Origin of the sequence: Marinomonas lutimaris (assembly GCF_019426345.1) — a bacterium.
GTDB lineage: Bacteria > Pseudomonadota > Gammaproteobacteria > Pseudomonadales > Marinomonadaceae > Marinomonas > Marinomonas lutimaris.
In genome coordinates, this window is record NZ_JAHLLW010000012.1 from 101517 (window position 1) to 128251 (window position 26735).

General features: G+C 42.0%; 22 protein-coding genes. 18 read left to right on the top strand and 4 right to left on the bottom strand.

What is annotated here, in order from left to right; translation table 11 throughout:
* Positions 1-5 precede the first annotated feature (5 nt).
* The 6 genes from KPL72_RS14305 to KPL72_RS14330 all read left to right on the top strand — a co-directional run bounded on the left by KPL72_RS14305 (position 6) and on the right by KPL72_RS14330 (position 7740).
* The gene (locus KPL72_RS14305; protein ID WP_219703363.1) at positions 6-2087 is read left to right on the top strand and encodes a PAS domain-containing sensor histidine kinase; all 2082 of its coding nucleotides are present in this window, start codon (positions 6-8) and stop codon (positions 2085-2087) included.
* Between the two features lies 1 nt (position 2088).
* On the top strand, positions 2089-3462 hold the full coding sequence (locus KPL72_RS14310) for a sigma-54-dependent transcriptional regulator (protein ID WP_219703364.1): 1374 nt from the start codon (positions 2089-2091) through the stop codon (positions 3460-3462).
* A 138-nt stretch (positions 3463-3600) separates the two neighbouring features.
* The gene (locus tag KPL72_RS14315) at positions 3601-4488 is read left to right on the top strand and encodes a helix-turn-helix transcriptional regulator (protein WP_212915800.1); all 888 of its coding nucleotides are present in this window, start codon (positions 3601-3603) and stop codon (positions 4486-4488) included.
* A 23-nt stretch (positions 4489-4511) separates the two neighbouring features.
* Positions 4512-5048 (top strand): flavodoxin, encoded by a 537-nt coding sequence (locus KPL72_RS14320; protein WP_212915801.1) that lies wholly within the window; start codon positions 4512-4514, stop codon positions 5046-5048.
* 260 nt (positions 5049-5308) lie between these two features.
* On the top strand, positions 5309-5623 hold the full coding sequence (locus KPL72_RS14325; RefSeq protein WP_219703365.1) for a DUF3301 domain-containing protein: 315 nt from the start codon (positions 5309-5311) through the stop codon (positions 5621-5623).
* Between the two features lie 230 nt (positions 5624-5853).
* Complete coding sequence (locus KPL72_RS14330; RefSeq protein ID WP_219703366.1) at positions 5854-7740, top strand: methyl-accepting chemotaxis protein; 1887 nt, start codon at positions 5854-5856, stop codon at positions 7738-7740.
* A gap of 102 nt (positions 7741-7842) precedes the next feature.
* Here the strand turns inward: KPL72_RS14330 and gltX are convergent, their stop codons facing one another.
* Both gltX and xni read right to left on the bottom strand, forming a co-directional pair.
* Positions 7843-9324: a glutamate--tRNA ligase gene (gene gltX, locus KPL72_RS14335; RefSeq protein WP_219703367.1), complete on the bottom strand. Its 1482-nt coding sequence runs from the start codon at positions 9322-9324 to the stop codon at positions 7843-7845.
* Positions 9325-9411: 87 nt separating this feature from the next.
* Positions 9412-10218 (bottom strand): flap endonuclease Xni, encoded by an 807-nt coding sequence (gene xni / locus KPL72_RS14340; RefSeq protein ID WP_219703368.1) that lies wholly within the window; start codon positions 10216-10218, stop codon positions 9412-9414.
* 121 nt (positions 10219-10339) lie between these two features.
* Here xni and KPL72_RS14345 point away from each other — a divergent pair, with 121 nt between their 5' ends.
* Positions 10340-11599: a hypothetical protein gene (locus KPL72_RS14345; RefSeq protein ID WP_212915806.1), complete on the top strand. Its 1260-nt coding sequence runs from the start codon at positions 10340-10342 to the stop codon at positions 11597-11599.
* Between the two features lie 196 nt (positions 11600-11795).
* Positions 11796-13124, top strand: coding sequence for a TolC family outer membrane protein (locus KPL72_RS14350; protein ID WP_219703369.1), 1329 nt, complete (start codon positions 11796-11798; stop codon positions 13122-13124).
* A gap of 86 nt (positions 13125-13210) precedes the next feature.
* Here KPL72_RS14350 and KPL72_RS14355 read toward each other — a convergent pair whose 3' ends face one another.
* Positions 13211-14509, bottom strand: a complete 1299-nt coding sequence (locus tag KPL72_RS14355) for a M18 family aminopeptidase (RefSeq protein ID WP_212915808.1) — start codon at positions 14507-14509, stop codon at positions 13211-13213.
* A gap of 123 nt (positions 14510-14632) precedes the next feature.
* On the opposite strand from KPL72_RS14355, the gene KPL72_RS14360 reads away from it, so the two are divergent.
* The 5 genes from KPL72_RS14360 to KPL72_RS14380 all read left to right on the top strand — a co-directional run bounded on the left by KPL72_RS14360 (position 14633) and on the right by KPL72_RS14380 (position 20098).
* Positions 14633-16681, top strand: a complete 2049-nt coding sequence (locus tag KPL72_RS14360) for a carboxy terminal-processing peptidase (RefSeq protein WP_219703370.1) — start codon at positions 14633-14635, stop codon at positions 16679-16681.
* A 101-nt stretch (positions 16682-16782) separates the two neighbouring features.
* Positions 16783-17073: a LexA regulated protein gene (ybfE, locus tag KPL72_RS14365; RefSeq protein ID WP_212915810.1), complete on the top strand. Its 291-nt coding sequence runs from the start codon at positions 16783-16785 to the stop codon at positions 17071-17073.
* Between the two features lie 70 nt (positions 17074-17143).
* Complete coding sequence (locus KPL72_RS14370; RefSeq protein ID WP_212915811.1) at positions 17144-17722, top strand: thymidine kinase; 579 nt, start codon at positions 17144-17146, stop codon at positions 17720-17722.
* Positions 17723-17724: 2 nt separating this feature from the next.
* Positions 17725-18621 carry a recombination-associated protein RdgC gene (locus tag KPL72_RS14375; protein ID WP_212915812.1) on the top strand — a complete coding sequence of 299 codons (897 nt, stop codon included), beginning with the start codon at positions 17725-17727 and terminating at the stop codon, positions 18619-18621.
* A 310-nt stretch (positions 18622-18931) separates the two neighbouring features.
* A complete protein-coding gene (locus KPL72_RS14380; protein WP_219703371.1) occupies positions 18932-20098 on the top strand; it encodes a cation diffusion facilitator family transporter in 1167 nt (388 codons plus the stop codon).
* Positions 20099-20182: 84 nt separating this feature from the next.
* Here KPL72_RS14380 and KPL72_RS14385 read toward each other — a convergent pair whose 3' ends face one another.
* On the bottom strand, positions 20183-21496 hold the full coding sequence (locus KPL72_RS14385; RefSeq protein ID WP_219703372.1) for a DNA recombination protein RmuC: 1314 nt from the start codon (positions 21494-21496) through the stop codon (positions 20183-20185).
* 86 nt (positions 21497-21582) lie between these two features.
* On the opposite strand from KPL72_RS14385, the gene KPL72_RS14390 reads away from it, so the two are divergent.
* From KPL72_RS14390 to KPL72_RS14410, 5 genes are all read left to right on the top strand, one after another.
* Positions 21583-22200 (top strand): YigZ family protein, encoded by a 618-nt coding sequence (locus KPL72_RS14390; protein WP_219703373.1) that lies wholly within the window; start codon positions 21583-21585, stop codon positions 22198-22200.
* Between the two features lie 2 nt (positions 22201-22202).
* Positions 22203-25031 carry an RNA polymerase-associated protein RapA gene (gene rapA, locus KPL72_RS14395; RefSeq protein WP_212915816.1) on the top strand — a complete coding sequence of 943 codons (2829 nt, stop codon included), beginning with the start codon at positions 22203-22205 and terminating at the stop codon, positions 25029-25031.
* Between the two features lie 6 nt (positions 25032-25037).
* Positions 25038-25688: an RluA family pseudouridine synthase gene (locus KPL72_RS14400; protein WP_346729515.1), complete on the top strand. Its 651-nt coding sequence runs from the start codon at positions 25038-25040 to the stop codon at positions 25686-25688.
* A 273-nt stretch (positions 25689-25961) separates the two neighbouring features.
* Positions 25962-26105: a hypothetical protein gene (locus KPL72_RS14405; protein ID WP_219703374.1), complete on the top strand. Its 144-nt coding sequence runs from the start codon at positions 25962-25964 to the stop codon at positions 26103-26105.
* Between the two features lie 274 nt (positions 26106-26379).
* The gene (locus tag KPL72_RS14410; RefSeq protein ID WP_100188733.1) at positions 26380-26589 is read left to right on the top strand and encodes an addiction module protein; all 210 of its coding nucleotides are present in this window, start codon (positions 26380-26382) and stop codon (positions 26587-26589) included.
* Positions 26590-26735: the final 146 nt, after the last annotated feature.

A 26735-nucleotide genomic window follows, 5' to 3' on the forward strand; every position in this document is an offset into this window, starting at 1 on the left:
TCTCTTTGATTTCACAATTCCGTAAGCATCGTCTTTTTTTTCTTACCTTCGGTTGCACTCTACTTACTCTACTGTTTTTTGGCGTAAACACCATCGCTTATCAAGCACTCATTATAGACAAACACTCAGAAGGCCAAGATCAGCTACTTGATTATGTTATTGAGTTACGTAATGAATTAAAAAACTATCACATCCTCCCTTACGCCCTTGCTGACAACCCCACACTACTGGCTTTTATGAACAACCCTAAAGATCCAGTATTAACAAAACGCCTACAACGCCAACTAGAAGACCTAACTCATGTATCTAAAACGCAAGACTGGTTTATTTTGTCTGCGCAAGGGGATCTTTTGGTATCCAGCGAACAATCCCCTCATTTCAATTTAGACGACTACTTTAGCAAACAAGACTTGAGCAATGTGCTTAGAGAACAACAAGGAGAATATATTCTTGTCTCTGGCTACAACCCAAAACAATACAAGTCAGCCCACCTAGTACTGGCTCCTGTGTATACAAAAGCTGGCTTAGCTGGTGCTGTCGCGGTTCGCATTAACGTGACTGATTTAATCGAACGCTGGAATTTGTTCGATGATCTTGTTGTGATGACTGATCAAAATAGTCTTATCTTTTTAGCCAGTAAATTAAACAGGCTCTTAGTGAGTAATTGGCTAGATGACCATACTGACGTTCAATTTTTAAATAATACTCGCTCTAAAATTTACCACCTTAATGATGAGAATTATCTTTTACAAAATGTCACGTTAGATGACCTAAAGTGGCAAATTCATTACTTATCAAATTTAAAAGGTATTCATAAAAAAGCTCAAAATATTGCCTTTATTAGTCTAGGGATTTTTGCGCTGATATTCCTTTTCTGGCTTTACCGTCGAGAACGTTCACTAAAAATCGCATCAAAACTGGAAAATGAATTACTTATTGCCAATAGCGCTCAGCGCCAAAGAGTCCTGATCGAAAATACTCACGTGGGATTACTACAACTCACCAAGCGCGGTGAGATATCTTTTGTTAACCCTATGGGTGTGCGTTATTTCGGTCAAAGAATTGAACTTAACAGCCACTATTTGTATGAATTTCTACCAGATTGCCCAGAGAACCAAACCGCACTAACCTTTATTAAATCCCTACAAACAAAAGAAGTTGCAAGCAATACACTCGCAACAAACTTGCTAGAGCAAGAAGTTGTACTGCAAAAAGAGAACGGTCAGGTTTTTCCAGCACTGCTATCAGTATCATCCTTGAAGTGGAGTGATTCACAAGGTTACTTGGTCACCTTGCTAGACATCAGCAAACGAAAAAAAGCAGAGCTCAATTTGCTAGAAGCAAACTCCCGACTTGAAGAACGCGTATTAGAACGAACAAAAGCACTAGAAGCTGCGCAAAAAGAACTATTAAGAACAGAAAAACTCGCTGCGATAGGACAAATGTCGACCGCTATCGCTCATGAATTAAACCAACCACTAACAGGTATAAGAACACTAGCCTATACTGCAGAATTACTGCTTAAACGCCAAGACTCAGAGCAAGCGTTAAAAACGCTTATCGACCTAGAATCGCTTGTTGTTCGGATGCAAAAACTAACCAGCGAGCTAAAAGTACTCGCTTATCGAAGACCTGAGCAACTTGCACCCACTTCAGTCAAACACTCTATAGAGCGAGCCATAGAAAGCCTTGGAGACGATGTTCATGGTATACACTGGGAAATAAAACTTAATAACCTAGATGCTGTCATTGCTGAACCGACTCGACTAGAGAGAATTTTTTCTAATTTGATCAGTAATTCAGTCCAGGCTTGCTCTGAAATGAAAGTCACACCAAGTATTAAAATATCGTTAGAGACACACGACAAGCAGATCACTATTAGCTATCAAGACAACGGACCAGGAATAGAAAAGTCCCAACTTACGCATATTTTTGAGCCTTTTTTCACCACAAAACCAATTGGAAAAGGCCTAGGGCTAGGGCTTGCTATTAGTGCAAACCTAGCAAAAGACATGAATGGAACACTAAAGGCGTATCATGACAGCGATTCAAAACTCGTATTCCGCTTAACTCTGTTAAAGGCCTAATATGGAAAACAGTAACACCAACAATCACATTGAAATCTGGCTCCTTGACGACGACGATATTGTTCGCTCAACAACGGCTCAATGGCTGCGCTTATCAAATTATGCAGTAAGAGAATTTCACGAAGCTCAAGAGCTGATTGATCGATTTGATATTGGATTACCCTGCATCATTGTCAGTGATATCCGCATGACACCAATAGACGGTTTAACACTAATGAGTGACTGCTTATCTAAAGAGCATGAGCTACCCTTTATTCTTATAACAGGCCATGGCGATATAGACACCGCAGTCAACGCTTTGCGAGATGGCGCTTTTGACTTTCTTGAAAAGCCCTTTGATCCAAATCGATTGCTACAAACTGTCGAAAAAGCCATTCAACTGAGAAAAGTCCAACTACAGCATGCCAACCAATCGCAATATCTTGGCGACTTACATGGTCTAGAAGAGACCATTATTGGAAAGAATGAGCAAATAATTCGCGTCAGGCAGCAAATCCGCACCTTTGCTAGCATGGACACTCATGTGATTGTTTACGGAAAAACCGGTTGCGGAAAAGAACTCGTTGCGAAAGCTTTGCATGACTGTAGCCCAAGAAGCACTAACCCCTTTGTCGCTATAAACTGCGCCGCAATTCCGTCAGATCTTTTCGAAAGCGAGCTATTCGGGCACGAAGCTGGCGCGTTCACCAGTGCTAACAAACAAAGAATTGGTAAGCTTGAACACGCAAGTGGTGGCACGTTATTTCTCGATGAAATAGAAAGCATGCCGCTGGCCATGCAAATTAAATTGCTACGAGTACTACAAGAAAATCAACTTGAACGAGTCGGTAGTAACAATACGATCCAGATAGACCTGAGAGTGGTTGCCGCCGCAAAAAGTGACCTACAGACATTAGAACACTTCCGACAAGATTTATTCTTTCGACTAAATGTATCGCAAATACATCTGCCAGACTTACGTAATCGAGGATCCGACATCCCATTACTTTTTGAGCACTTTTGTCGAATGGCGGTTAAAGAGCGAGGCGGAGATTTTAGACAACTAAGTCCAATAGACCACGAAACATTAACTTTGTATGGATGGCCTGGAAATGTTCGCGAGCTTAGAAACGTTGCATTGCGTTATGCTCTTGAACCCAATACAAGCGTAGCAAAGATATTGGCTGGCTATCAAGCACAAGACGATATAGACACCATCACACCACTACCACTGAGCGTAAAGGTGCAAGAATTTGAACGCAGCTTAATTGAAGCCAGTATCCGACAGCAAAAAGGCATCATTCAACTTGTCTTAGAACAACTTCAACTGCCACGCCGAACACTAAATCAAAAAATGCAAAAATACGGCTTAAATCGCACAGATTATTTAGACTAACCCTCCCTATTCCAAGTCACACATCAGATAAAAATATTAATAAAGTGATTCTCATACAAAATATTTAATGAGAATCACTTGCATTGAAAACCAAAAGATCTTTTAATGATAACCATTATCAGATTGAGGCAACATACGATGCAACTAAACATGCGCGATGTGTATGACAATTCAGGAAGAATAAAAAAAGAAGTGGCACCATGGCTATCTGGCCATAAACAACTACTCGCCTTGCTTCCAAATTTGCAATTGCTTAACCAACACTTAAGTAGCGATACAGATCTCTCACTTTATGAAGAAGCACAATCAGGACTCTATTTTTCTTTCTTAGGAACGGGACCAATACAAACAGCAAAAGATATAAATTCCGTACAAATTTCATATCAGCCGAAAAATATTGATGGTCATTTCTTGATGTCAAAAGGCGATGAACATAGTCTGCTGCAAGCTCGTATTAGTCCTGAACATCTGGCTGCTGTACTTGGCGAAACAGAAGACCAAATCATCCAACATTTTATGGCTATGCGTGAAAAATTGGGCAATGAAAACGCCATTATCCAGCTTCCAATTACAGAAAGAACCCTTACTTTAATTGAACCAATATTGGCGCACAAAGGTCACTCAATCAGCCTTGCAGGACACCTTTATTCACTTATCTTCACCTTGATAGAACAACTACAAATGCTGAGTCATTTGTCGCAATGTGAAGGCTGTCAAAGCAAACTTTTCCACGCGCAAAATCTAATCGAAACACCAGAGCACGATGCATTAAACATCAAGCACCTAGCTCAACAAGTTGGGCTAAATACCGAAGCTCTGGCTATTGGCTTCAACCTTATTGTTGGGCAGTCCATTGAAAGTTACTGTACTCGTAGCAGAATCAAATTTGCAGCAGCTCAACTAAGACAAGACCCAACAGCTAAATCACATATTGTGGCCCAAAGTGGTTTTTCAGAAGATCAATTCGAAGCCGCTTTTATTCAACACTTTGGTGTCAGCAGCCACCAATATGGACAAATTCACTAAATTACAGAAAGCAAAGGCATAGCATGGCTCAATCAACAATCGCTCTTATCTACGGCACAGACACAAATAATACAGAAGAGGTTGGCCACAAGATAGCCAAACAATGGGAAGAACTTGGTGAACAAGTAGACATATTCAACATTAAAGATATTGAGCTTAGTCAGCTTGAACAATACCCCATGCTGATTTTAGGTATTCCTACTTGGGACTTTGGTGGCATTCAATCTGATTGGGAAGACATTGGAGACAGTTTAGCCGAACTAGCACTTGAAGATAGTGTCATAGCGCTATATGGGCTAGGTGATCAATTTGGCTACGGCGATTATTTTGTTGACGCTGTTGGTTGGCTATATGAAAAATTATTGCCAACTAATGCCACTTTCATTGGCCAATGGTCAACAGAAGGTTATGAGTTTGAAGCCTCTAGAGCTTGTGTAGATAGCAAAGAGTTCTTTGTCGGCTTAGCGATTGATGAAGACCAACAATTTGAACTCACTGATCAACGTATTGAGCAGTGGGTTATCCAACTTTACGCAGAGAGAGCAGTAGAAGCCGCATAGATTATCGCCTGACTGGCCATTATATTTAAGCTAACGACTCAAATTTGGTTTACCCAAACATTCGCTGCCCCGAATGCCCAAATTTAGCTTTTTATTAATGAGATAATTTTACGACTTGCTCTACATAGCGTGAAGACCGTGGCTACCTCTCCTTTCTCTCCTGCTTGGAGGTAGCCACGTATTTCTTTTACTAACGACTATTTTTTTCTCGCTACTATTGGTTATGATGTTCAAACTTTATTAAAATTTATTTGGCATACATGAACCTACAACTCTCCGATATTGTCATACTCCTTTTGATTGCTGCCGCTCTGTACGCATGGTGGCAAAACACGTCTATTCGAGAACAAGCCCTAATCAGCGCAAAAAAACATTGTGAATCTCTTAACTTACAATTATTAGAGGATAGTGTTGGTGGTGAGGAATGGAAACCAATATGGCAACATGGAACAATCAAAATAAAAAGAACCTACAAATTTGAATTCAGCTCTAGCGGCATAGCTCGCTATCCTGGAAAAATAAGCTATCTTGGCAGCAAAAAAACAGAAGTGTGGCTAAGCCCGCATGATTTTTGAACAACCCTCTTCATAAATTGCAACAAAAAACGACACTTGCACACATTATTCACACAAGATAAATTCATATTTTTATGTCAATTAATTGCAAATAAGTTCATAGTAGAAATAGAATGCTTAAGTAAATATTTGTAATGCTTTGATAGGCAAAATCCAGATGATAAGAATGATTATTACACTTATCCTGATGCCTATCGGTTAAACCTATAATAAAAAGTGCAGGATATAATATGTTGGCTAACCTTAGTTTTCGTACCAAGTTACTCTCATTACTGATTGCGGCTATTCTTGGATTCGTTGTTGTAACTGCAGTTGCTTTACAAGGATTGAATGTTCAAGAAAGTTCATCTTCAAAATTTGAACGTCTAACCACAGTAGATAAAGACCTAGCCTCTCTAATCATTACCTTAATGGAAGAATACGAGTCTCTCTCTAGTATCAATAACGATACCTACGCAAGTTTTCTAGAGCAGCTAAATGTCAATCATGAAAGCTTCATGGCCACTCTTGAAAAAGACATGAACCTTCTTCAAGATCCCGAAGCGAAAAAGAACATCACAAGCATCACAGCCTCTTTAGCAAATTACAGTGAAGCCTTAAAGTTATTAGTTAACCAGAGACAAAAAGTAGGCTTTAATGGTTCTTCCGGCCTCAAAGGGGAGATCTCTCAATTAGGCGAAAAAGTAACAGAAGAGATATCGTTCCTCAGCCTAGTAAAACAAGAATTTTTGCCCGTTCGCGAAGCAGAAAAAAACTTCATATTTGAGCCAGCTCCAGCGAATAAAGCGGCCTTCATGGAACGCTATGAAAAATTCTACAAACGCGTAACTAACTTCGGTCTTGAAGAACGCTTTGGTGAAGTCATTAATAAGTATTTTGCCGCTGTCGAAAATTTTGACAAAGAAAACCAACAACTAAAAACGCTGCAGGCACAATTCATAGCCAGCAAAGCCGATTTTGCTCAAACGCGCCTAGCTGCGGTTGATTATATGCAAAAAGCGGTTTTAGAAGCACGTAAACAAGCTTCTGAAAGCTCTCAGCAAGCAAGCATTAGTTTGATCATTGTAAGTATTGTTGTTGCTGTTATTGCTGCACTTATGATGATGGGGATCGGCAGCAGCGTAAACAGTACCCTGAACCAAATCATTAAAGACTTAGGCAAAGTAAAAGGTGGTGACCTGACAGCACGCTTGCATGTCAATAAAAAACGCAACGATGAATTTGACTCTTTGTGTAGCTCTGTAAATGAAATGACTACGGGACTAAGCTCCGTTATTGGAGACGTTGTCGATACCACTCAAGGTGTCAACAACATGGTCACAGAACTTAACACCTCAGTTACTAACATCGCACAGAGTAACCGTTCCGTTAGCGAACAAACAAATTCTCTTGCTGCGGCAACAGAAGAGATTTCCACAACTATTTCTAGCATTTCCAGCACTACAGAAGACTTAAGTAGTCAGTCTCAACATACTTATGAATCTGCTAAAGTAGGCGCAGAAACCATTAAAAGCGCTCTATCAAACCTTTCTAGTACTATTAGTGTTGTTAACAAAACAAGTGAACAACTTAATGAGCTTGGCCAATTATCAAAAGATATCGACAACGTTATCGGCATGATCAACGACCTAGCAAACCAGACTAACCTTCTAGCACTAAACGCAGCCATTGAAGCGGCGCGTGCTGGCGAAGCGGGTCGAGGCTTCTCCGTTGTTGCCGATGAAGTACGCTCACTTGCTGAAAAAACAGTTGATGCAACCGCTAAAATCACCGACATTGTTAGTACTATCCAATCATCCACACAAACAGCAATCGAAACTATGCACAGTGGCCAAGAAAGCCTGCACTCAATTGAAGTTTTCAGCGAGAAAGCAGAATTGGCTATTCGAGAGATTGAGCGAAATGCTCAGACCAGCTCAGCCTCTTCTATCGATATGGCCCGCTCTATCCAAGAAGTTGCTAAAACTGCAGTACACATGAGTGAAGAAATGGACAAAATTGCCCAACAACTTCAACGAGACAATAGCTATATCAATAGCATTGAAGGTAATACCCGTGATATACATAATCAGGTAAGCAGCTTAGATAAAAAGACGAGTGTTTTTACTACTCGTTAATTTAAAGGCAAACGACTGATATAAAAAAAACCGGCTTTGATAGCCGGTTTTTTTTACTCAACTTTTCTTTAGCTTTTGTTGCTAATAAGAAATACGAGCCGTTTATAGGTCAGCGTATTCTTTTTCCCAACGTTTCGCTTCTTTCTTAGAAGGGCCACCAAGTACATTTACTGCAGTACGCATTCTAGCCCGAGAAATATCAGAACCTAAAATCGCCATTGAATCAAAAACAGAAACAGATGCCGTTGTTCCTGAAATAGCAACAAACAAGGGGGCAAAAAAGTCTTTCGGCTTAATTTCCATCGCTTGAGCTAATGATTTCATATCATTAAAGATTTCGTCTTTTTCCCATTTATTCAATGCTTCCAAACGCCATAAAGCAAACTGCATAGCCTTACGAAGTGTTTCTTCTTCCATTTTAATAGTAGAGAAATCTTCTTTCGTAATTGGCAACATGCCTTTTAAGAAAAAACCTGCCACATCAGCAACATCTGAAAAGGTTTCAACACGAGGAATAACCAGTGGTAAAATCTTCATCAAGTATTCAGGGTTAAGCGCCCATTCAATATATTTCTGTGCAAAGGTTTCTGGCGTTAAATTCTCACGAATCCACATGCCATTTAGCCAGCTCAGTTTTTCAACATCAAAAACCGGACCACCCAAAGAAACACGTTGAATATCAAATTGCTCAATCATTTCGTCTAACGAGAACTTTTCACGCTCGTCAGGCATAGACCACCCCATGCGACCAAGGTAATTGATTACCGCTTCAGACATGTAACCCATACGCTGATAATACAGAATACTTGTTGGGTTTTTGCGCTTTGATAACTTAGATTTATCTGGGTTACGCAACAAAGGCATGTGACATAAAGTCGGCATATCCCAACCAAAATACTGGTACAACAATATATGCTTTGGCGCTGAGTTGATCCATTCTTCTCCACGAATTACGTGAGTGATTTTCATCAAATGGTCATCAACCACGTTAGCCAAATGGTAAGTCGGCATACCATCAGCTTTTAGTAGTACTTGCATATCCACTTGCGCCCAATCGATTTCGATAGTGCCACGCAACATATCCTGAACAACGCAAACGCCCTCTTCAGGAATTTTCATACGAATGACATAAGGAACGCCAGCATCTAATTTTGCCTGCACCTCTTCTGCTGTCAGATTAAGAGCACGACCATCGTACTTTTGTGGCAAACCTTGCTCTTTTTGCTCATTACGCATTTGATCTAACTCTTCAGTTGTCTCAAATGCATAGAATGCATGCCCTTTATCGATCAATTCTTGAGCGTATTGACCATAAATATCACCCCTTTCACTTTGACGATAAGGACCATATTCTCCGCCGACATCTGGGCCTTCAGCCCAATCAAGCCCTAACCAACGTAACGCATCTAAAATCATTTTTTCAGATTCTGGCGTACTACGAGTTTGGTCGGTATCTTCAATACGTAAAATAAACTTACCACCCATTTTACGTGCGAAAGCCATATTAAATAGGGCGATATAAGCTGTTCCTACATGCGGGTCACCTGTTGGAGATGGCGCAATACGTGTTCTTACCTCTGACATAAAAATCTCATTTATCCGTTGCCTGAAATGCCGCTATTATAAGCGTCTCATAAGATATGGGTAAGGGGCTAAACCTATCTTTTCTACTTAGAAGTTTGATATTCTCTCAACTTTACTTTCCATATACCTAAGCTGAGAAAGTCGAACCCCTATTTCTACGTCTGTTTTCAAGGCAACTAATGAGCGAGACAGTAAACACTGCTCATAACCACCCGCCAGCATTGACTGAATGCGCTCAGAAAAAGACGGTAGATTTGCATAAATTTCTTCGATGGTGGGAAACAGACGAATAATACTTAAGGCTGTTTTCGGCCCAATACCTTTGACACCAGGAATTCGATTGGTGGTATCACCCACTAAAGCCCAATAGTCATTTAACTGATGCGGCTCAACACCATATTTGCCAGGAACCCAGATTTTGTCATAACCTAACTTAGCAAAATAATCATATTGAAGAATAAGATCATCTCCCAACAACTGAGTAAAACCTTTATCCGTTGAAACAATGTAGGATTTAACCTTGTTACTTGCCGCTTTAACGGCAAGCGTGGCAATAAGATCATCTGCTTCCCAACCATCTATTCTCAAACAAGGCAAATGATTAAAACGAAAAACTTTCGCAAATTCTGGCAAAGATTCTAGTAAGGCGTCATCCATTGGAACGCGACCTAGTTTATATTCTGGATAAACTCGATGGCGCCATGTTTTACCATTTGAATCAAATACAACAACGGCATAAGAAGGGTCAAATTGCTGCGTCAGCTTCGCTAAGGCTTCAATCGCAATACTTTGGGTTCTCTCAATTCGTCTAGCTGAATCCTGCTCGGACTCCAATGCGGCGTAAAGCCGACGAATCAAATTCAATCCGTCAATAATTAGTAATTTTTTGTCCACTGCAAACCCTTATTTTTGCTACATTGCCTTGCGATCACATCAATTTATTAGGGTAACATGTGTGAAGACTCATCACGACAACTAGTATGATGGTATATCAATAAACAAGAAGGACTCGGTCATGCAAAAATATCCTACCTATTTATACCTTAGCATTCTCGTAGGAGCCGCGAGCCAATCAGCGCTTGCCGCCCCAATAAATGCCGTTATTGGTTTAGATAACAGTCAAATAGTAGAAGACAGTTTGCAACTGAGCCTTACTCCAAATACAGGATCGCTGCTACCGCTCCAAGACAACTTTGCGCCGATGACACGCCTAGAGAGCAGTCAAGATGCTAATTGGTTTAACCAGATAAACAAACGAGTTACTGTCACCCACAGACAAAGAGACTTGAGTTACAGTGGTACATTGACACGCATAGAGAAAAATACTCGTTCTTTTATACTTAAAAGCAAAGACTACTCTATGACATTACCCATGGACGATTTCTATCTAATCCCGCTAGAGACAACAAGTACCGCAGAGAAAAAACCAGAAGTAGAAAAAACTGAAGGTAATAACACACAGCCTCAAAAAATAAGCTATCAAACAAATGAATTATCGTGGACGCCACAACTTAGTTTGATTTTTGATAACGACAATGTCTCTATTTATCAGCAGGCTTTGATTCATAACAACTCAAGCTCTTCTATCGAAATACAAAACAGCCTACTTCATTACTCTAGAACGGCTGCTCCACAGCTTTTTAAAGCAGAGCGCAGCGTAATGATGATGAGTGCAGACAACCCTAACGTGAATTACCAAGACAATGAGGTTAGTTATTCTCTTGGTGGTGGTAAGCTATCAATTGCACCATATTCAAATACATTAATTCCTTTGCCTAGTAGCAATACCAAAATAGACAGCAGCTCTAATAAAGCTAGCCTTCATACTTATAATAACAACGCTGGAAAAACTGATTTAAACTTTTATAACGACTTAAGCTTTTCTTTACCTAAGAATGGCCTGCCCGGTGAATATAAGACATTTTGGAAAAGAGGCGATCTACTCATTCCTGGAAACACAGTACGTCTAGACACTGTTCGGGAAGGTTACCCAGTAAACGTTACAACAAATAAAAGCCAAGACATAAGCGGACATTTAACTTTAGTCAGTGCAACATCTCAAAAACTGCCGAGTACACAGGTATGGGAAGCAACTATCGTTAACCATTCAGATACTAAGCAAACCTATAAGATAGAGCAAAATACGAATGGCATTGTAGATGTATTAGAAGGCAAAGAAGCGGTTCCGATAACGGCGAATAGCGTACTTGTTTCTGGTGAAATAGAAGCTAACTCGACAAAAACCATTACTTATAAAATCGCACTGAAAAACTAGTCGGCAAAAAGTAAGAAGATTATGATCAAAAAAATGTCATTCTTGCATTAACTTTCCACATTAAAAACCTATTTAAACTATTTCGTTATGATATGGTCAATAGTGATAATAGATATAGCAAGAATGACACTGCCACAAGCGAAAAACTTGAGGTACTATTATAACTATATTTCATACTACGAGCCCACAGAGATCTATGAAAAAGCATATTATACCATCACTCATCGCTGCAGCCGTTCTAAGTAGTACGGCTGCTCATGCAGAAAGCCTTTACGAAGTATATAAACTGGCTAAAAAACACGATCCAGGTTTAAGAGCTGCAGCATCAACTTATCAAGCTCAGAAAGAAGGTGTAATCTCCGCAAAAGGTAATTTATATCCTAATATCAGCTTTAACGGCAATTTGGGCTACAGTGATATAGATGCTCCCTCTGCCGATTACGACAACACATCAAACAGCCTTTCGTTAGATTTAAACTACCCTATTTACTCGCCTGTTCTAAGCTACGGTGTGGATGCGGTAGAGATAAGTTCTGAAAGTGCAGGTGTTAGCTTTAGCAACTCTGAAGAAGACTTAGCACTTACGACTTTAACTGAATACTTTAACCTGTTGACTGCACAATCAACTCTACAGACAACTCAGGCTTTGGTTAAAAGCACAGCAAGCCAGCTAGATCGCGCAAAAAAACAATATGAAGTAGGCTTGGCCTCTATTACTGATTTGCATGATGCACAAGCAGAGTATGACTCAGTTCGAGTTACCGAACTAAGTGCCCGCTCTAGCGTGTCTTATGCACAAAAAGCCCTATACCAAAGAACTGGACAAATAATACTAAATATCCCTGACCTGTCTAAAGACTATCCTATTAGTCTAGATCCAAACATGACAGTAGATTCTTTAATTGCAAAAGCACATCGTGACAACAAAGAATTGCGTATATTGGATCTGTCTGTCAAAAGTGCAGAAAACAATATAAACATCCAAAAAGCCAGTGGGCGCACGCCAACAGTATCAATCACTGGATCTTTATCTCGTACAGATAACGATTATGGCGGCGGTGCTCCAGCGTCCATGCAAGACGGCGCAACGAATACTTCATCTATTGGCTTAGGTGTTACGATTCCGCTTTACCAAGGTGGCGCAATCAATGCAAACATCCGCCAAGCAGTAGCACAAGCCGAGTCAGCAACAGAACAAAGAGCAAGCTCACTGCAAACAATTGAACTGAATATTCGTAGCATTTATCTAGACCTGCAAACAGCGGTTGCTCAAATTGAAGCTCAGCAGCAACTTATTCGTTCTAGAAGAAGTGCTCTAGAAGCGACACAAGCTGGCTATGATGTTGGCACGCGTAACCTAGTTGAATTGCTTGATGCTCAATCAAATCTATACGATGCCCAAGATGCTTATGAGCAATATAGATATGACTTCGTAGTCAAAAAGCTACAACTATTAGAAGCCACAGGCGATCTTAATGAAGACAAGATCAAAGAATTGGATAAGTGGCTAGTTGCTAAAAATTAATCCTTAGCTCACTATAACCAAACACAAAAAAGCCGTAAGACATCGTTTTACGGCTTTTTTAACTTTAATTAAACTATCGAATGGTATTAACGAGTAATCAACCTATCACGTTTTGTAAAACGAGCTAGCACTTTATACAACCCATAAGCATCACGACTTCCCGCCAATTCACGAATAGAATGCATACCAAAGGTTGGCAAACCGATATCAATAGTCGGTACACCTATTTCACCAGATGTAATTGGCCCTATCGTACTACCACAAGCCATATCACTACGCACAACAAAACACTGGACCTCATAGTTTTCTTCAGCAGCAATATCACGATACACGCTGGCTGTTTCACTATTTGTTGCATAGCGCTGATTTGCATTCACTTTAATCACTGCACCTTTATTAATAGAAGGCGCGTGATTCTTATCGTGCTTATGAGCATAGTTTGGATGCAAAGCATGTGCATTATCAGCAGAAACTAACATGGAACGCTGAATCGCCTGAACATATTGCTCAGGATTTGGCGTTAGACGACGCAGTACATCGTCCAAGAACGGCCCATTCGCACCACAAGCAGACAAACTACCAATCTCTTCATGATCGGTACAAATAAGTAAGCTAGGGCGCTGCAGATCCGAATCCAACAAAGCACGTAAACCAACAAAGCAACTTAACAAATTATCTAAGCGCGCTGAACAGATATATTCTTTATGCAAACCAACCAAAGCCGCTGGCTGTGTATCATATAAACTCAATTCAAAGTCTAAAATTGTATCTATTGCCAAATCTGCATATTGCTTCTTAAGCTGGGATTTTAACAATTCATGCAAATCAAACTCGTTTTCAGCGCCACACAAAATCGGCAAAATTTCCTCTTGAGGGTTAACAGAAAAACCTTCATTCGCTTGGCGATTTAAATGAATTGCCAAGTTAGGCACCACCGCGATTGGGTCTTTAAAATCAACCAAGCGGCTAACAATATCACCATTCTGCGTTTTCAGCGTTATACGACCCGCAATCGATAAATCTCTATCCAACCAAGTGTGAAGCAAGACTCCACCGTAAACTTCAACACCTAATTGATGGTAACCAAAGCGATCAACTTGAGCATTGGGTTTCAATTTCAAACAAGGGCTGTCAGTATGAGCTCCCACCATTCTCCAACCACTTTGGCTAAAACTGAGCTGTGGTGTGGTAAAAGCGATTAAGGATGATTCATTGCGTGTGACGAAATACTTTCCGCCCTCCTCTATCACCCAATCGTCTTCTTCCAATAATTCAACAAAGCCTTCCGCTGTTAAAGCATTACGCATACTTGCCGTTGCATGAAAAGGTGTAGGAGAAGATTTAAGAAATGACAGTAAAGAGTCATTAAAATTTGAAAATTCCATAATGTCCTATAAGCAGAATGCTTTAAAAAAGTGACTTTTTAACACTTTGGCTAGCCTTAAAGCCCAGTGTCTAATATGATTTTACCAATGACGTATAAAATAGACAGAGAGAGCCCATACCGGATGAACTATAAACGCCTTTTGCTTTGCCTTTTAACCGGCTATACCTTTGCCTCAACACCTGCGTCTGCTTATCAGGAGCTACAGCCTCCTCATGAATACGACAAAGTATCAAAAGAACTCGTTGAGATGCTAGAAGGTATTCATTATAACAGACCTCACATTGATGACGCTATTTCAGAAAAAGCCTTTGATTTCTATATTGATGCTCTAGACCCTAGTAAAAGCTTTTTTCTGAAAAGCGACATAGACAACCTATCGCAATATAGAAACAGCTTTGATGACGCCCTAAGAGATGGCGATACTCAAGTGGCTTATACCATTTACAACCTTTATCTTAAGCGTTTAGAAAAACGACTTCTAAGTCTTCAAGACCATTTACCAGAGATGATCAAAGGCTTCGATTATAACGTCGACGAAAACCTCAATACTGATCCAGACACTCAAAAATGGGCAACAACAGAAGCTGAACTTGATGATTACTGGCGCAAGCGCCTGAAAAATCGAGCGCTAACCATGAAGCTCAATGGTGAAAGTGAGGAGAAAATAATCTCCACGCTTGAGCGTCGCTATAAAAACCAAATCAAACAAGTCGACCAAACTAATTCTGTCGATGTTTATCAAATTTTTGCCAACTCAATCACTGCGGCATTAGATCCTCACACCAATTACTTTGCACCGCGTGCATCCGAAGCCTTTAACATCAACATGAGTCTATCTCTAGAAGGCATTGGTGCTGTTTTGCAAATGGAAGATGACTACACCAAAGTCGTGCGTTTAGTTCCTGGTGGTCCAGCAGCAACCCAAAGTGACCTTTCTCCTAATGATCGAATTATTGCTGTCGGCCAAGAAGGCAAACCTATGGTCGATGTCGTTGGTATGCGTCTTGACGATGTTGTCGACATGATCCGTGGCGAACGAGACACCAAGGTAATATTGGAAGTAACACCAAGCAAAGGCGACACACAGACGAGTAAGCGTATTAGCATTGTGCGTAAAAAAGTGAAGCTTGAGGATCAGTCTGCCAAAAAAGAAATCGTGGAAGTGGAACGCGATGGTGAAAAATACAAAGTAGGCGTGATTACCTTGCCAACTTTTTATTCTGATTTCGCAGCAATCCAAGCGGGTGACAAAAACTATAAAAGCTCCACTCGAGATACAAAAGAGCTTATAGAAGAACTACGTAAAGAAGACATTTCGGCACTGATTCTTGACCTAAGAAATAACGGTGGCGGCTCATTGCAAGAAGCAAATGCCCTGGCAGGATTATTTATTCCATCTGGCCCAACGGTACAAATTCGCGATCAAAGTGGACGCGTTACACCATTAGGCGATTCTGATCCTGCCATTGTTTACAGTGGCCCAATGGCGGTGCTGGTAAACCGCATGAGCGCCTCAGCCTCTGAGATCGTAGCTGGCGCCTTACAAGATTACGGCCGTGCCTTAATTCTTGGCGATCAAACCTTTGGTAAAGGTACGGTTCAAGTTTTGCAAGATATGGACAAGGGGCAGCTTAAGGTTACTCAGGCTAAATTCTACCGTGTATCTGGCGAAAGTACTCAGCACAAAGGCGTCATGCCAGACATCGCCTTTCCTTCTTTGATAGACAAAGAAACTATCGGAGAAAGCGCCTTAGACAACCCTTTACCTTGGGATAAAATCCACGAAACTCGCTACCCAGTTTACTGGAACATGCCTGCTTACTTACCTATTTTAGAACCTCGTCATGAAGCTAGAATGGCGAAAGACCCTAACTTCATTGCGATCAATGGACAGATAGATGAGTTCAAAAAACAGGTTGAGACCTATAAAACGGTATCTTTGAAAGAAAGCACACGCATTCAACAAAGAGAAGACAATGAAAAGAGCGAGCTAGATCGTGAAAATACTCGCCGTAAAGCACTTGGACTTGAACTACTGAAATCGGTTGAGGACATAAAACCTATCGAAGAAGACACTTACGCAAAAGAAGCGTCTGAAATCCTACTAGACTTCATTGCCACCAATCAAATGGCAGAAAAACAAGCTGAAAAGAAAACAGCGCAAAAATAAAAGACAAAACCTAAAGAACGAAAAACAAATAATCACTGTTTTTCGTTCTTGTTTTTTGTACGTCATTTCACTAATTAATCCATTGATACGAACATTACACCATGGCAAAAGCGTCATCCGATCGGAACACAATCGACCTCTTTGGCAAATCCCCAGGCCGTCCGCGCACACAACCTCTCACTCGTAAAGACCAACTCAAGATAAATAAACGAGCACAGCGAGAGAAAGAAAAAGCACAAGGACTAAAACGTTTAGAACTCATCATTGAACAAGACATTATTGACAAGCTAGATAAGCTTTGCGAGATGAATGGCCTAAAGCGCGCAGAATGGCTAACACTGCAAATAAACAAAAGCCTAGATAAACCTAAAAACACAAGATCCAAAAAATAAGGCCATTCACGATATTGATTTGCTATACTCACCAGCCAAATTAATTAGCAAGCTAGCAAACAGACTTAATATGGCCAAACTGTACTTTTACTACTCGGCAATGAACGCTGGAAAATCCACCGTTTTATTGCAATCCGCTCATAACTATCAAGAGCGAGGTATGCGGGTTTTACTCCTTACAGCATCGATAGACGACCGATATGAAACAGGACAAATTGCTTCTCGGATTGGTATATCGGCAGAAGCCAGCTTGTTTGATAGCAATACTGACCTCATCTCTTTAGTCAAAGCAGAGCATCAGCCGAAAGCGTTGAGCTGTATATTGATTGATGAAGCGCAATTTTTAACAAAAGAACAAGTTTACGATCTTTCAGAAATCGTTGATAAAATGCGCATTCCCGTGCTGGCCTTTGGTATTCGCACTGATTTCCAAGGCGAACTATTCGAAGGCAGTAAAGCATTACTAGCGTGGTCAGATAAACTAATAGAATTAAAAACCGTGTGTCATTGTGGCAGCAAAGCCACTATGGTCATTCGACTCAATGCACAAGGAATACCTGTTAAAGAAGGCGCACAAGTAGAAATAGGCGGTAACGACCGTTACTTGTCCGTTTGCCGAAAACACTTTAAAGAAGCCGTGAGAGACTAATTATGTGGTTCAAGAACGCCCAGATTTTCCAACTAAAAGACACCGAATCACTTGATACTAATGAATTGATCGACAAAATCCCTGAGTTCCCACTAAAAGAATGTGGCTCTCAGGAAGAATTCTCTTTCGGCTGGTTGCCTCTTATCCGTAACAGTGAACAGTGGAGCCTAGCCAGTGATCGTTGTTTGCTATTCCGCGCTGGTAAAGAAGAAAAAGTATTGCCTTCTGCCGTTGTACGCGAAGAACTAGAAGCCAAAGTGGCTGAGATCGAATTAATTGAAGGTCGCAAAGTTGGTCGTAAAGAAAAATCAGACATGAAAGACGAGTTGGTTTTCACACTTCGTCCGAAAGCTTTTTCAAAGCGTACCGACATTTGGGCATACATTGATCTACAAGCTAAAATTTTGGTTCTCAACAGCACCAATGCCAGCATGACAGAACAACTGTTTAAACACTTGCAAACCACACTTGGCAGCTTCCCAATGACGCCATTGCAAGCACAAGTTTCTCCTTCTTCATTAATGACAGATTGGTTAGTGAAAAATGAAGTCCCAGCCAGCCTAGAAACCGGTGACGAGTGTGAAATACAAGATGGCTCTGAAGATAAAGCCACCATTCGTTTTAAGTCGCTAGAACCTTTATCTGAAGACGTGACCCGCCACTTACAACAGGGTATGGCCGTTAAAAACCTTGGCCTTCGTTGGACTGACAAATTGAGCTTCGTTCTGCATGACGACCTAACATTACGTAAAATTAAATTTGATGACGCCCTAAAAGAAGCCGCTTTTAATGATTCTCAAGGTGGCGGTTTATCTGATATGGACGCTAACTTCTCCCTAATGTCATTGACTATGAGAGAGTTTTTTGCATCTTACTGCCTGTGGTTTGAAATAAATTAAAGTTCAGCATCACCGCTAATTTCCTTAGCTTCCCAAGCTTTTCCACAGATATCGTGGATAAACTTGGGGAGAACATTGGGTAAGCTAGACAACAAGGCACTCTTGCCACCAAACCTCAAAATGCACCAATTTGAACAGGTATAATCAGCCCTTATTAGTAATGCTAAAATTAACAAAAATACCGCTCTAATCCGATATTAATTCCTACTTAAACCTACCCCCTTAATAAAAGCTTAAGCTAAGTTAAGTATGATGAAATTTGTTAAATAGCCTTCACACTTAAAAATTCTACAACAGGTCAAAAAACCTAATGACAAAACTGAAGCAAGAACAAGACATAGCGATAAGAGTCACCCTTGTAGGGGCTGTGTGGGATGCCCTATTAGGTTTAGCCAAAATAGTTGCTGGATATTTCTCTCAGTCTCAGGCTTTAATCGCGGATGGCATTCACTCTTTATCTGACTTAGTCACAGATGTATTTGTGTATTTTGCCTCAGCCAACTCCCGCCAAGGGCCTGACGAAAATCATCCTTACGGCCACCTTCGTTTTGAAACATTAACCACCGTATTTCTTGGTATGGTGCTTATTATCGTCGCGCTCGGCATAGCCTACGAATCGATTACGGCATCTGCATCACAAGCGCAATTCACCTGGTATGGCCTTGCGGCGTTAGTTGCGACCATCGTCATCAAAGAAGCAATTTTCCATTACACCAAAAAAGCAGGCGATGAAATTGGCAGCAAAATGTTAGTTGCTAACGCGTGGCATAGCCGTAGTGATGCACTTTCCTCTGTTGCTGTGTTGATTGGATTGATCGGTGTTTACTTCGGTTATGGCTGGGCAGACATGGTGGCTTCAATTGTCGTTGCCCTATTGATCGGCAAAATGGCCGTCAGCATGGTATGGGAAAACTTAGCTGAACTGGTAGACACAGCACCAGACCCAAAACTCATTGCACAAATCAAAGAAACGGCCAACAGCCTAAAACACGTTATGGCACCTCATGATGTCAGAGCAAGATCCATGGCAGGCAAAATCTATTTAGATATGCACATCCATGTACCAAGTCATGCCAGTGTCAGCGAAGGTCATTACCTTGGAGATTTGGTCGCTTACACCATCAAAAAAGCTCACTCGCAAGTGCAAGATGTCATGGTTCATATTGACACAGACGATAAGATTCAAACGGAAAGCTTTATTCACGAGTCAGGCAAACCACCGCATTTAAAACTGCCCGCACGTCATCAAATATTGGCGGACTTAGGCTTTTTATTGCGCCAACATACCGCTTATGTGGATATCCCTAACTCTCGCTTGCACTATTTAAACAACCTGCTTGATTTAGAGATCATCGCTAATTCAGCCAAGATTCCAGAAGGCACTGACTTGCAAAAACTGACCACTAGAATTCTTCAGGAACTGCAAACCACCAACTACATAAATAAGGCCACTGTGCTTTGGGTTTTCCCAGAATAACAAAGAAAATTAATCAGCTAAGATTTTTGTAGGCCTGATGAGGGAGGTACGACCGTAATCAGGCATTACACACTTTAATATCAACTAATCACTAGACTCGTCAGTGAGAGTATCGTCATTTAGGTACTCTACTGGCAATGCCTTGCTCGTCTTTGCACCCATCAATTTGAGCTTCTCTGCTCTAGCAACCAGATTACCCCGCCCTGCGGTTAGCTTCTTCAAGGCCGAATCATGAGTACGACTCACGGCATCAAGCTTACTACCAATATCATCCATATCCTGTACGAAGCCAGAAAACTTGTCATACATAGCGCCAGCCTGACGAGCAATTTCGATGGCATTCTGACTTTGTTTTTCATTGCGCCAAATATTCTGAATGGTGCGCAAGGTCGCCAATAAGTTAGACGGCCCGACGATAATAATATTGTGCTCGAAGGCTTCGCTAAACAAACCATTGTCACCCTGTAACGCCAAACCAAACGCTGCTTCGATTGGGATAAACAACAACACAAAATCCAACGAAGTAACGCCTGGCAAATCGTGATAAGACTTGGCGCTTAGTTCCTTCATATGACGACGCACCGCATCCAAATGCTGTTTTAGCGCTCGATTTCTGTCTTCATCGGTTTCGGCTTCCATATAAGCCAGATAACTGATCAGCACCATTTTGGAATCGACAATGATTTGTTTACCTTCAGGCAAATGGATCACTACATCTGGCTGTAAACGTCGACCTTCTGCAGTTTGATAAGAAGCTTGCGTCTCATATTCACGACCTTTTTCCAAACCAGAACGTTCTAAAATGCGCTCCAGAATCACTTCACCCCAACCACCCTGCAGTTTATTTTGACCTTTCAATGCATGGGTTAGACTCACTGCATCATCGCTGATTTTTTGATTCAGCAACTGCAGACCTTTGATTTCTTTCACCAACGAAAAACGCTCGCGGGCCTCTTCTTGATAACTCTTTTCTACACTCTCTTGAAACTTTTGGATTTGCGAACCAAGCGGCGTTAATAAAGAACCCAACTGGCGCTCGTTTTCTTTCGCCAACTGCTGGCCTTGCTGACTCATGATTTCATGTGCCATTTGCTTAAATTCAGTTTCGTTTTGCTTTTTTTGCTCCCGATAAAAAGCTTCCTTTTCTTGCCAAACACTTTGTGCTGCCGCGAATTGTTGCTCTAAAGTCAGTGACTCTTTCTCCAAATAATGAACTTGATCTTTCGATTGTTCTAAAAGACGCTGTAATTCCTCATTTTGTTGCTGCATTTTTTCTTGTGTGTGCTGCCACTGACGGCGCATAGCCTGTACAATAGCGCCAGCAATGCCAGATAGAAGAATCGCGCCGATACAAAAGCCCGATAACACCCAAACTGATTGCGAAAGCCAATCTGTCATATAAATTTAAACTCGCTATTTTAAATGTCTGTTTTAATACGATATTGGCACGCAAAGCCGTCGCACTAAGGTTTCGATAAGTTTACATGGATTACTACCTAAGCCCAACACACACGCAACGCTTTGATCTAGAAATAAAAAATAGCCAGTTCATCACCACCGTTTGCCGTACTAACGGACGTGATGCAGCAAAGGCTTTTATCGAAGAAATGCGCCAGCGTTACCCAGATGCTAACCATCATTGTTGGGCGTTTATTGCAGGTATACCAAATAATGCCCATTTATGGGATCAAAGTGACGATGGCGAACCCAAAGGCACGGCAGGAAAGCCCATGCTGAATGTGTTACAGCATTCAGATTATGGTGAAACCACAGTCGTCGTAACGCGTTTTTTTGGCGGGGTAAAACTCGGTGCGGGCGGCTTAGTCAGAGCTTATAGCCAAGCCGTACAAGAAGCGCTTTCGCAAACAGAATATGAAAATGTGTACCCGCGCAGCCCCGTTCAGCTAAAAATCGCCTACTCTTTACTGGGTAAGGTTGAATATTGGCTAGAACAGAGCGATATAGAAATAACCAACAAAACATACAGTGATAGCATAGTGATTGATCTTGCTGTTATTGAACGTACTTGGCCCGAACATAAAATCGTATTGACGAATTTATGCCAAGGCAGTTTAACTTTAATTGAACCGGACAACGAATAACTATGTACCAAACTGGACAAAGATGGAGTAGCCGCAACGAGCCAGATCTCGGCGTAGGCATGATAGTAGACAAACAAAACAAGTCTTTTACCTTGCACTTCCCTGATGCGGAAGCGGATCGTCAATACTCAAATGACCAGACCAGTCTTGTTCGACGCACTTTAACTGTCGGCGATCAACTGCACTTCCAAGATGAAACCTTCACCATATTGGAAGTAGAAGAAATTGATGACCTAATCGAATACCGTATCAGCGAAGACGATGATTGGTTAGAAGAATCCATAATTCAATTCCCACGCAATGACAAAAACGAGCTAGATTCATTATTGGCATTGTCGCCCGCTCGCCGTATGTGGTTCGACTTGCGTCGTCATACCCTTGAACACCAAGCGGCCAATGCGGCATCGCCAGTGCGCGGCTTAATGGGCTTGAAAGCAGAGCTTCTACCGCACCAGATTTATCTGGCTCACGAGATTGCCAATCGCCCGAAAGCTCGCGCGCTTTTGTGTGACGAAGTGGGTATGGGTAAAACCCTAGAAGCGGGCTTGATCTTGCATCAACGTTTACTAAACGGTCTTTGCAAACGCGTACTGATTTTGACACCTACCAACCTGCAACATCAGTGGTTGGTTGAAATGTTACGCCGCTTCCACCAGCCATTCTCACTGATCAACGAATCCGTGTATGAAGACTTTATGGACGGTGACGACAACCCATTCGAACAACAACCTTTTGTTATCTCGCCAATCGATTGGGCAAGCCAACACCCGAAAGCCACTCAGCATATGCTAGATGCGGAATGGGACATGGTGATTGTCGACGAAGCCCATCACCTTGCTTGGCATCCCGAAACACCAAGCATCGGTTATCAAGTGGTGGCACGTTTAGCCGCAAAAACAGAATCACTATTACTGTTGAGCGCAACACCAGAACAAACTGGCGAACGCGAGCATTTCTCTCGCTTGCAACTGTTGGATGCCGATCATTACCACGACTTCGAACATTACCAAGCCCAACAACAAGCCTTCAAACAAGCCGCTGAATTAGCAGAAGCGCTGCTGCCGTTCAGTCAAGAAGACAACTCACCAAAAGCACTAGATTGGAACGCGGCGTTTGGCTCTTACTTACAAGAAGTTAGCGCCAAAGACTGGTTCCAAGCACTAACAACTAAATCAGGTGCAGAACAAACCGCAGCCGCGAAAGAAGCCATTAGCTGGTTGATCGACCGCCACGGAACTGGACGCGAAATGTTCCGTAACACCCGTGCCGCTGTTGGTGGTTTCCCGGATCGTTACCTTCATTCCTATCCGTTGGAAAACAATGAACACTTTGAATCCGCTGATCGCCATGTGCAACCAGAAACCGAAGTGTCTGACGGCTTATGGGAAAAAGATCCTCGCTGGATTTGGTTAAAAGAATTTCTAGAATGCCAAGCAGACAAAGTCCTCGTCATCTGTCATACCGCCGACATGGCGCAATGGCTAAATGATCAACTGACTTTTGCTGGCTTCCAAAGTGCGGATTTCCACGAACAAATGCCACTAATCCACCGTGACCGCGCTGCCGCTTATTTCGCAGACGAAGACGGCGCGCAAATTTTAGTGTGTTCTGAAATCGGCAGTGAAGGCCGTAACTTCCAGTTCAGCCATCATATCGTCATGTACGATCTGCCAGAACACCCAGATTTACTAGAACAGCGTATTGGTCGTCTTGATCGTCTAGGACAACTAAACGACGTGCAAATACACGTACCTTATATCAAGAAAAGTGTGCAAGAGCGCCTATTCAACTGGTATCACCACGCCCTAAACGCATTTTGCCGAACCACAGGTGCTGGCGATAAAGTCGAAGAAGCTTTTGGCGACAGCTTACATGCGTACTTGCATGGTCAAGACGACGACACTGATTTGCTAAAAGAAGCAAACATTTACCATGAAGCGCTACTAAAACAAATGGAAGAAGGTCGTAATCGCTTACTAGAAATGAGCTCATGCCGCCCAGAACAAGCCCGTGCGTTAATCGAACAGATTAACAACCAAGCGACAAAAGGCCTGCATCACTACATTGAGCAAGTTACTCACGCGTTCAACATCTACGCAGACTGCATCAATGATGATCCAGATCGCGCAGCTTGGTTCTTGCGCCCTTCTACCGACATGATGCTCGAAGCACTGCCAGGCATCGAAGAAGAAGGTAAAATGCTCATGCTTGATCGCCGTCAAGCGAGCCAGCGTGAAGACGTAGCATTCGCAACCTGGGAACATCCATTAATTACCATGCTGATGGATGAAGTCCAAGGTTTTGACTCTGGCAAACTTACCTCAGCTATTTTACCTATCGCTGCATTGCCAGAAGGCACAGTATTGGTGGAAAGTATGTTCGTCATCGAAGCGACGGCACACCCACGTTTAAAATTGGCACAATCTCTGCCAATGACACCAATGTGGCAATTGTCTGACTCAAACGGCAAATTCCTCCATCAGCAATTTACTGCAGACAAATGGGCAGAAAAGCTGAAAGGCGTGCCAAACCGAGTCGCGGAGCAATGGGTTGCTGCCTTGCGCAAAAACCTTATTGAAGTGCTGCAAGCTCACCAGCTAAATGCCCAAGAGCAAGCACGTCCGATCGTTCACGCAGCGAAAACGTCTTACCAACATCGTTGCCAAAATGAAATCGAACGTTTAGTGGAATTGAAAGCCTTCAACGACACCATTCGTGATGAAGACATAGAACGCCTCGAAACCAACATGCAAGAAGGTTTGACTCGTATCGACGAGCACCAAATCCGCTTGGATGCGATTCGTATCATCCTAACTACCAAGCCGGAATAACATCCTGTGCAGGATGCCGTGCCGAGTTTAGAACTATCTCGCTTAGAGATATTGTACGAAGACGAATGGTTTGCCGTAATAAACAAACCTGCTAACTGCTTATCTGTGCCCGGACGTGGCCCAGATAAGCTCGATTCTATCTTGCATCGAGCAGAGTGTTTATTTGGCGAAGCCTTTGCTATACATCGACTGGATGAAGCCACCTCAGGCTTAATCCTCGTGGCGAAAACCCACGAATGTCAAAAACGCATGTATGCGCATTTTCGTGAACGAGAAGTCCAAAAAGAATACCGCGCCCTACTGCGCGGTCATCTTTTAGGAGAAAAAGGCGAAGTGCGAAAACCACTACGCTGCGACTGGCCAAACCGCCCAAGACAAGTAATCTGCACCGATGAATGGAGCAAAGACTCCATCACCTACTGGGAAAAAATGGCCTACGAAAACAACACCACCCGTGTTCGACTCGTGCCCTTTACTGGCCGCTCCCACCAACTTCGCGTCCACATGCAAAGCCTCGGACACTCGATAATTGGCGATGAATTCTACGACCCAGAGTTTCAGAACGACCCTCGGTTGTTGTTGCACGCCTATCGGCTGGAGTTTCGGCATCCGTTTACCAAAGCATGGGTGGCATTTGTCGCGGCTTGCCCTTTTTAGGCTCAAGGGGCTTTGCCCCTTTAACCCTATTTTTAGTTTATTGGTTAGATAGCTTCCATTCTAATACTTTAAGATCGGAGCTTTTTTCCGCTCTACTGAGCGGGTAACTTTTGCCCGTTGCTTAATTCAGAAAAGTACAAAAGTAACCAAAAGGTCTCTTTATCGGGCTATCGCCCAAACGTCTCATTCATTTTGTTTAATATCCGTTTTGGCAAGACGATTTGCATCGTAAGGCATAGATTGGTTTTTTAGTAAGAGATGGGGTGTCAAACAATGACTCTGAAACTCCATAAAGTCGCGCAACTTCGTCGCGTCGAACTGACTGCATCGGGATCTCAAGCGCAGAAGGTAACTACTACTGATTACCAAGTCCCTTCCCCTTTTGTTTTCCAAGGGGAAGGCGGAGGATGGGGTTAATCTCTTCTTTGGCTCCATTCAAAAAATGATGNGCATCGGGATCTCAAGCGCAGAAGGTAACTACTACTGATTACCAAGTCCCTTCCCCTTTTGTTTTCCAAGGGGAAGGCGGAGGATGGGGTTAATCTCTTCTTTGGCTCCATTCAAAAAATGATGCCCTACGGAAACAATATGCACGAAAATAAAATAGGAAAGAACCGAGTGAAAAGAGGAAATGATTATTTTGTTAATATAGGTATACTTATTTTCAAGAAACCAAACAAAGGAGCTTGGTATGTTGATTGACACGAAAAAAATCGCAGAACTACCATTCGATGGTCAAATTGAATTAATGGAAGCCGTAATGAGTGCATTGGCTCAGAACCAAGCTGAATTTGACTCACCCAAATGGCACCTGCAAGAATTAGAAACCCGCAAGCATGAGCTTAATGAAACTGAAAAATGGCGCAGTTTTGAAGAGGTACGAGAAAGGCTTAAATCGTGATATTTAACATTTTCTTTACGCCATCGGCCGAAAAGGATTTGCTCAATGCGAAACGATTCTATGCAAAAACAAATGAGGCACTTGGTCAATATTGTGTTGATAGTTTGTAGTGGTCAACTAATTCCGGACAGTAAATTAGGTTGTTC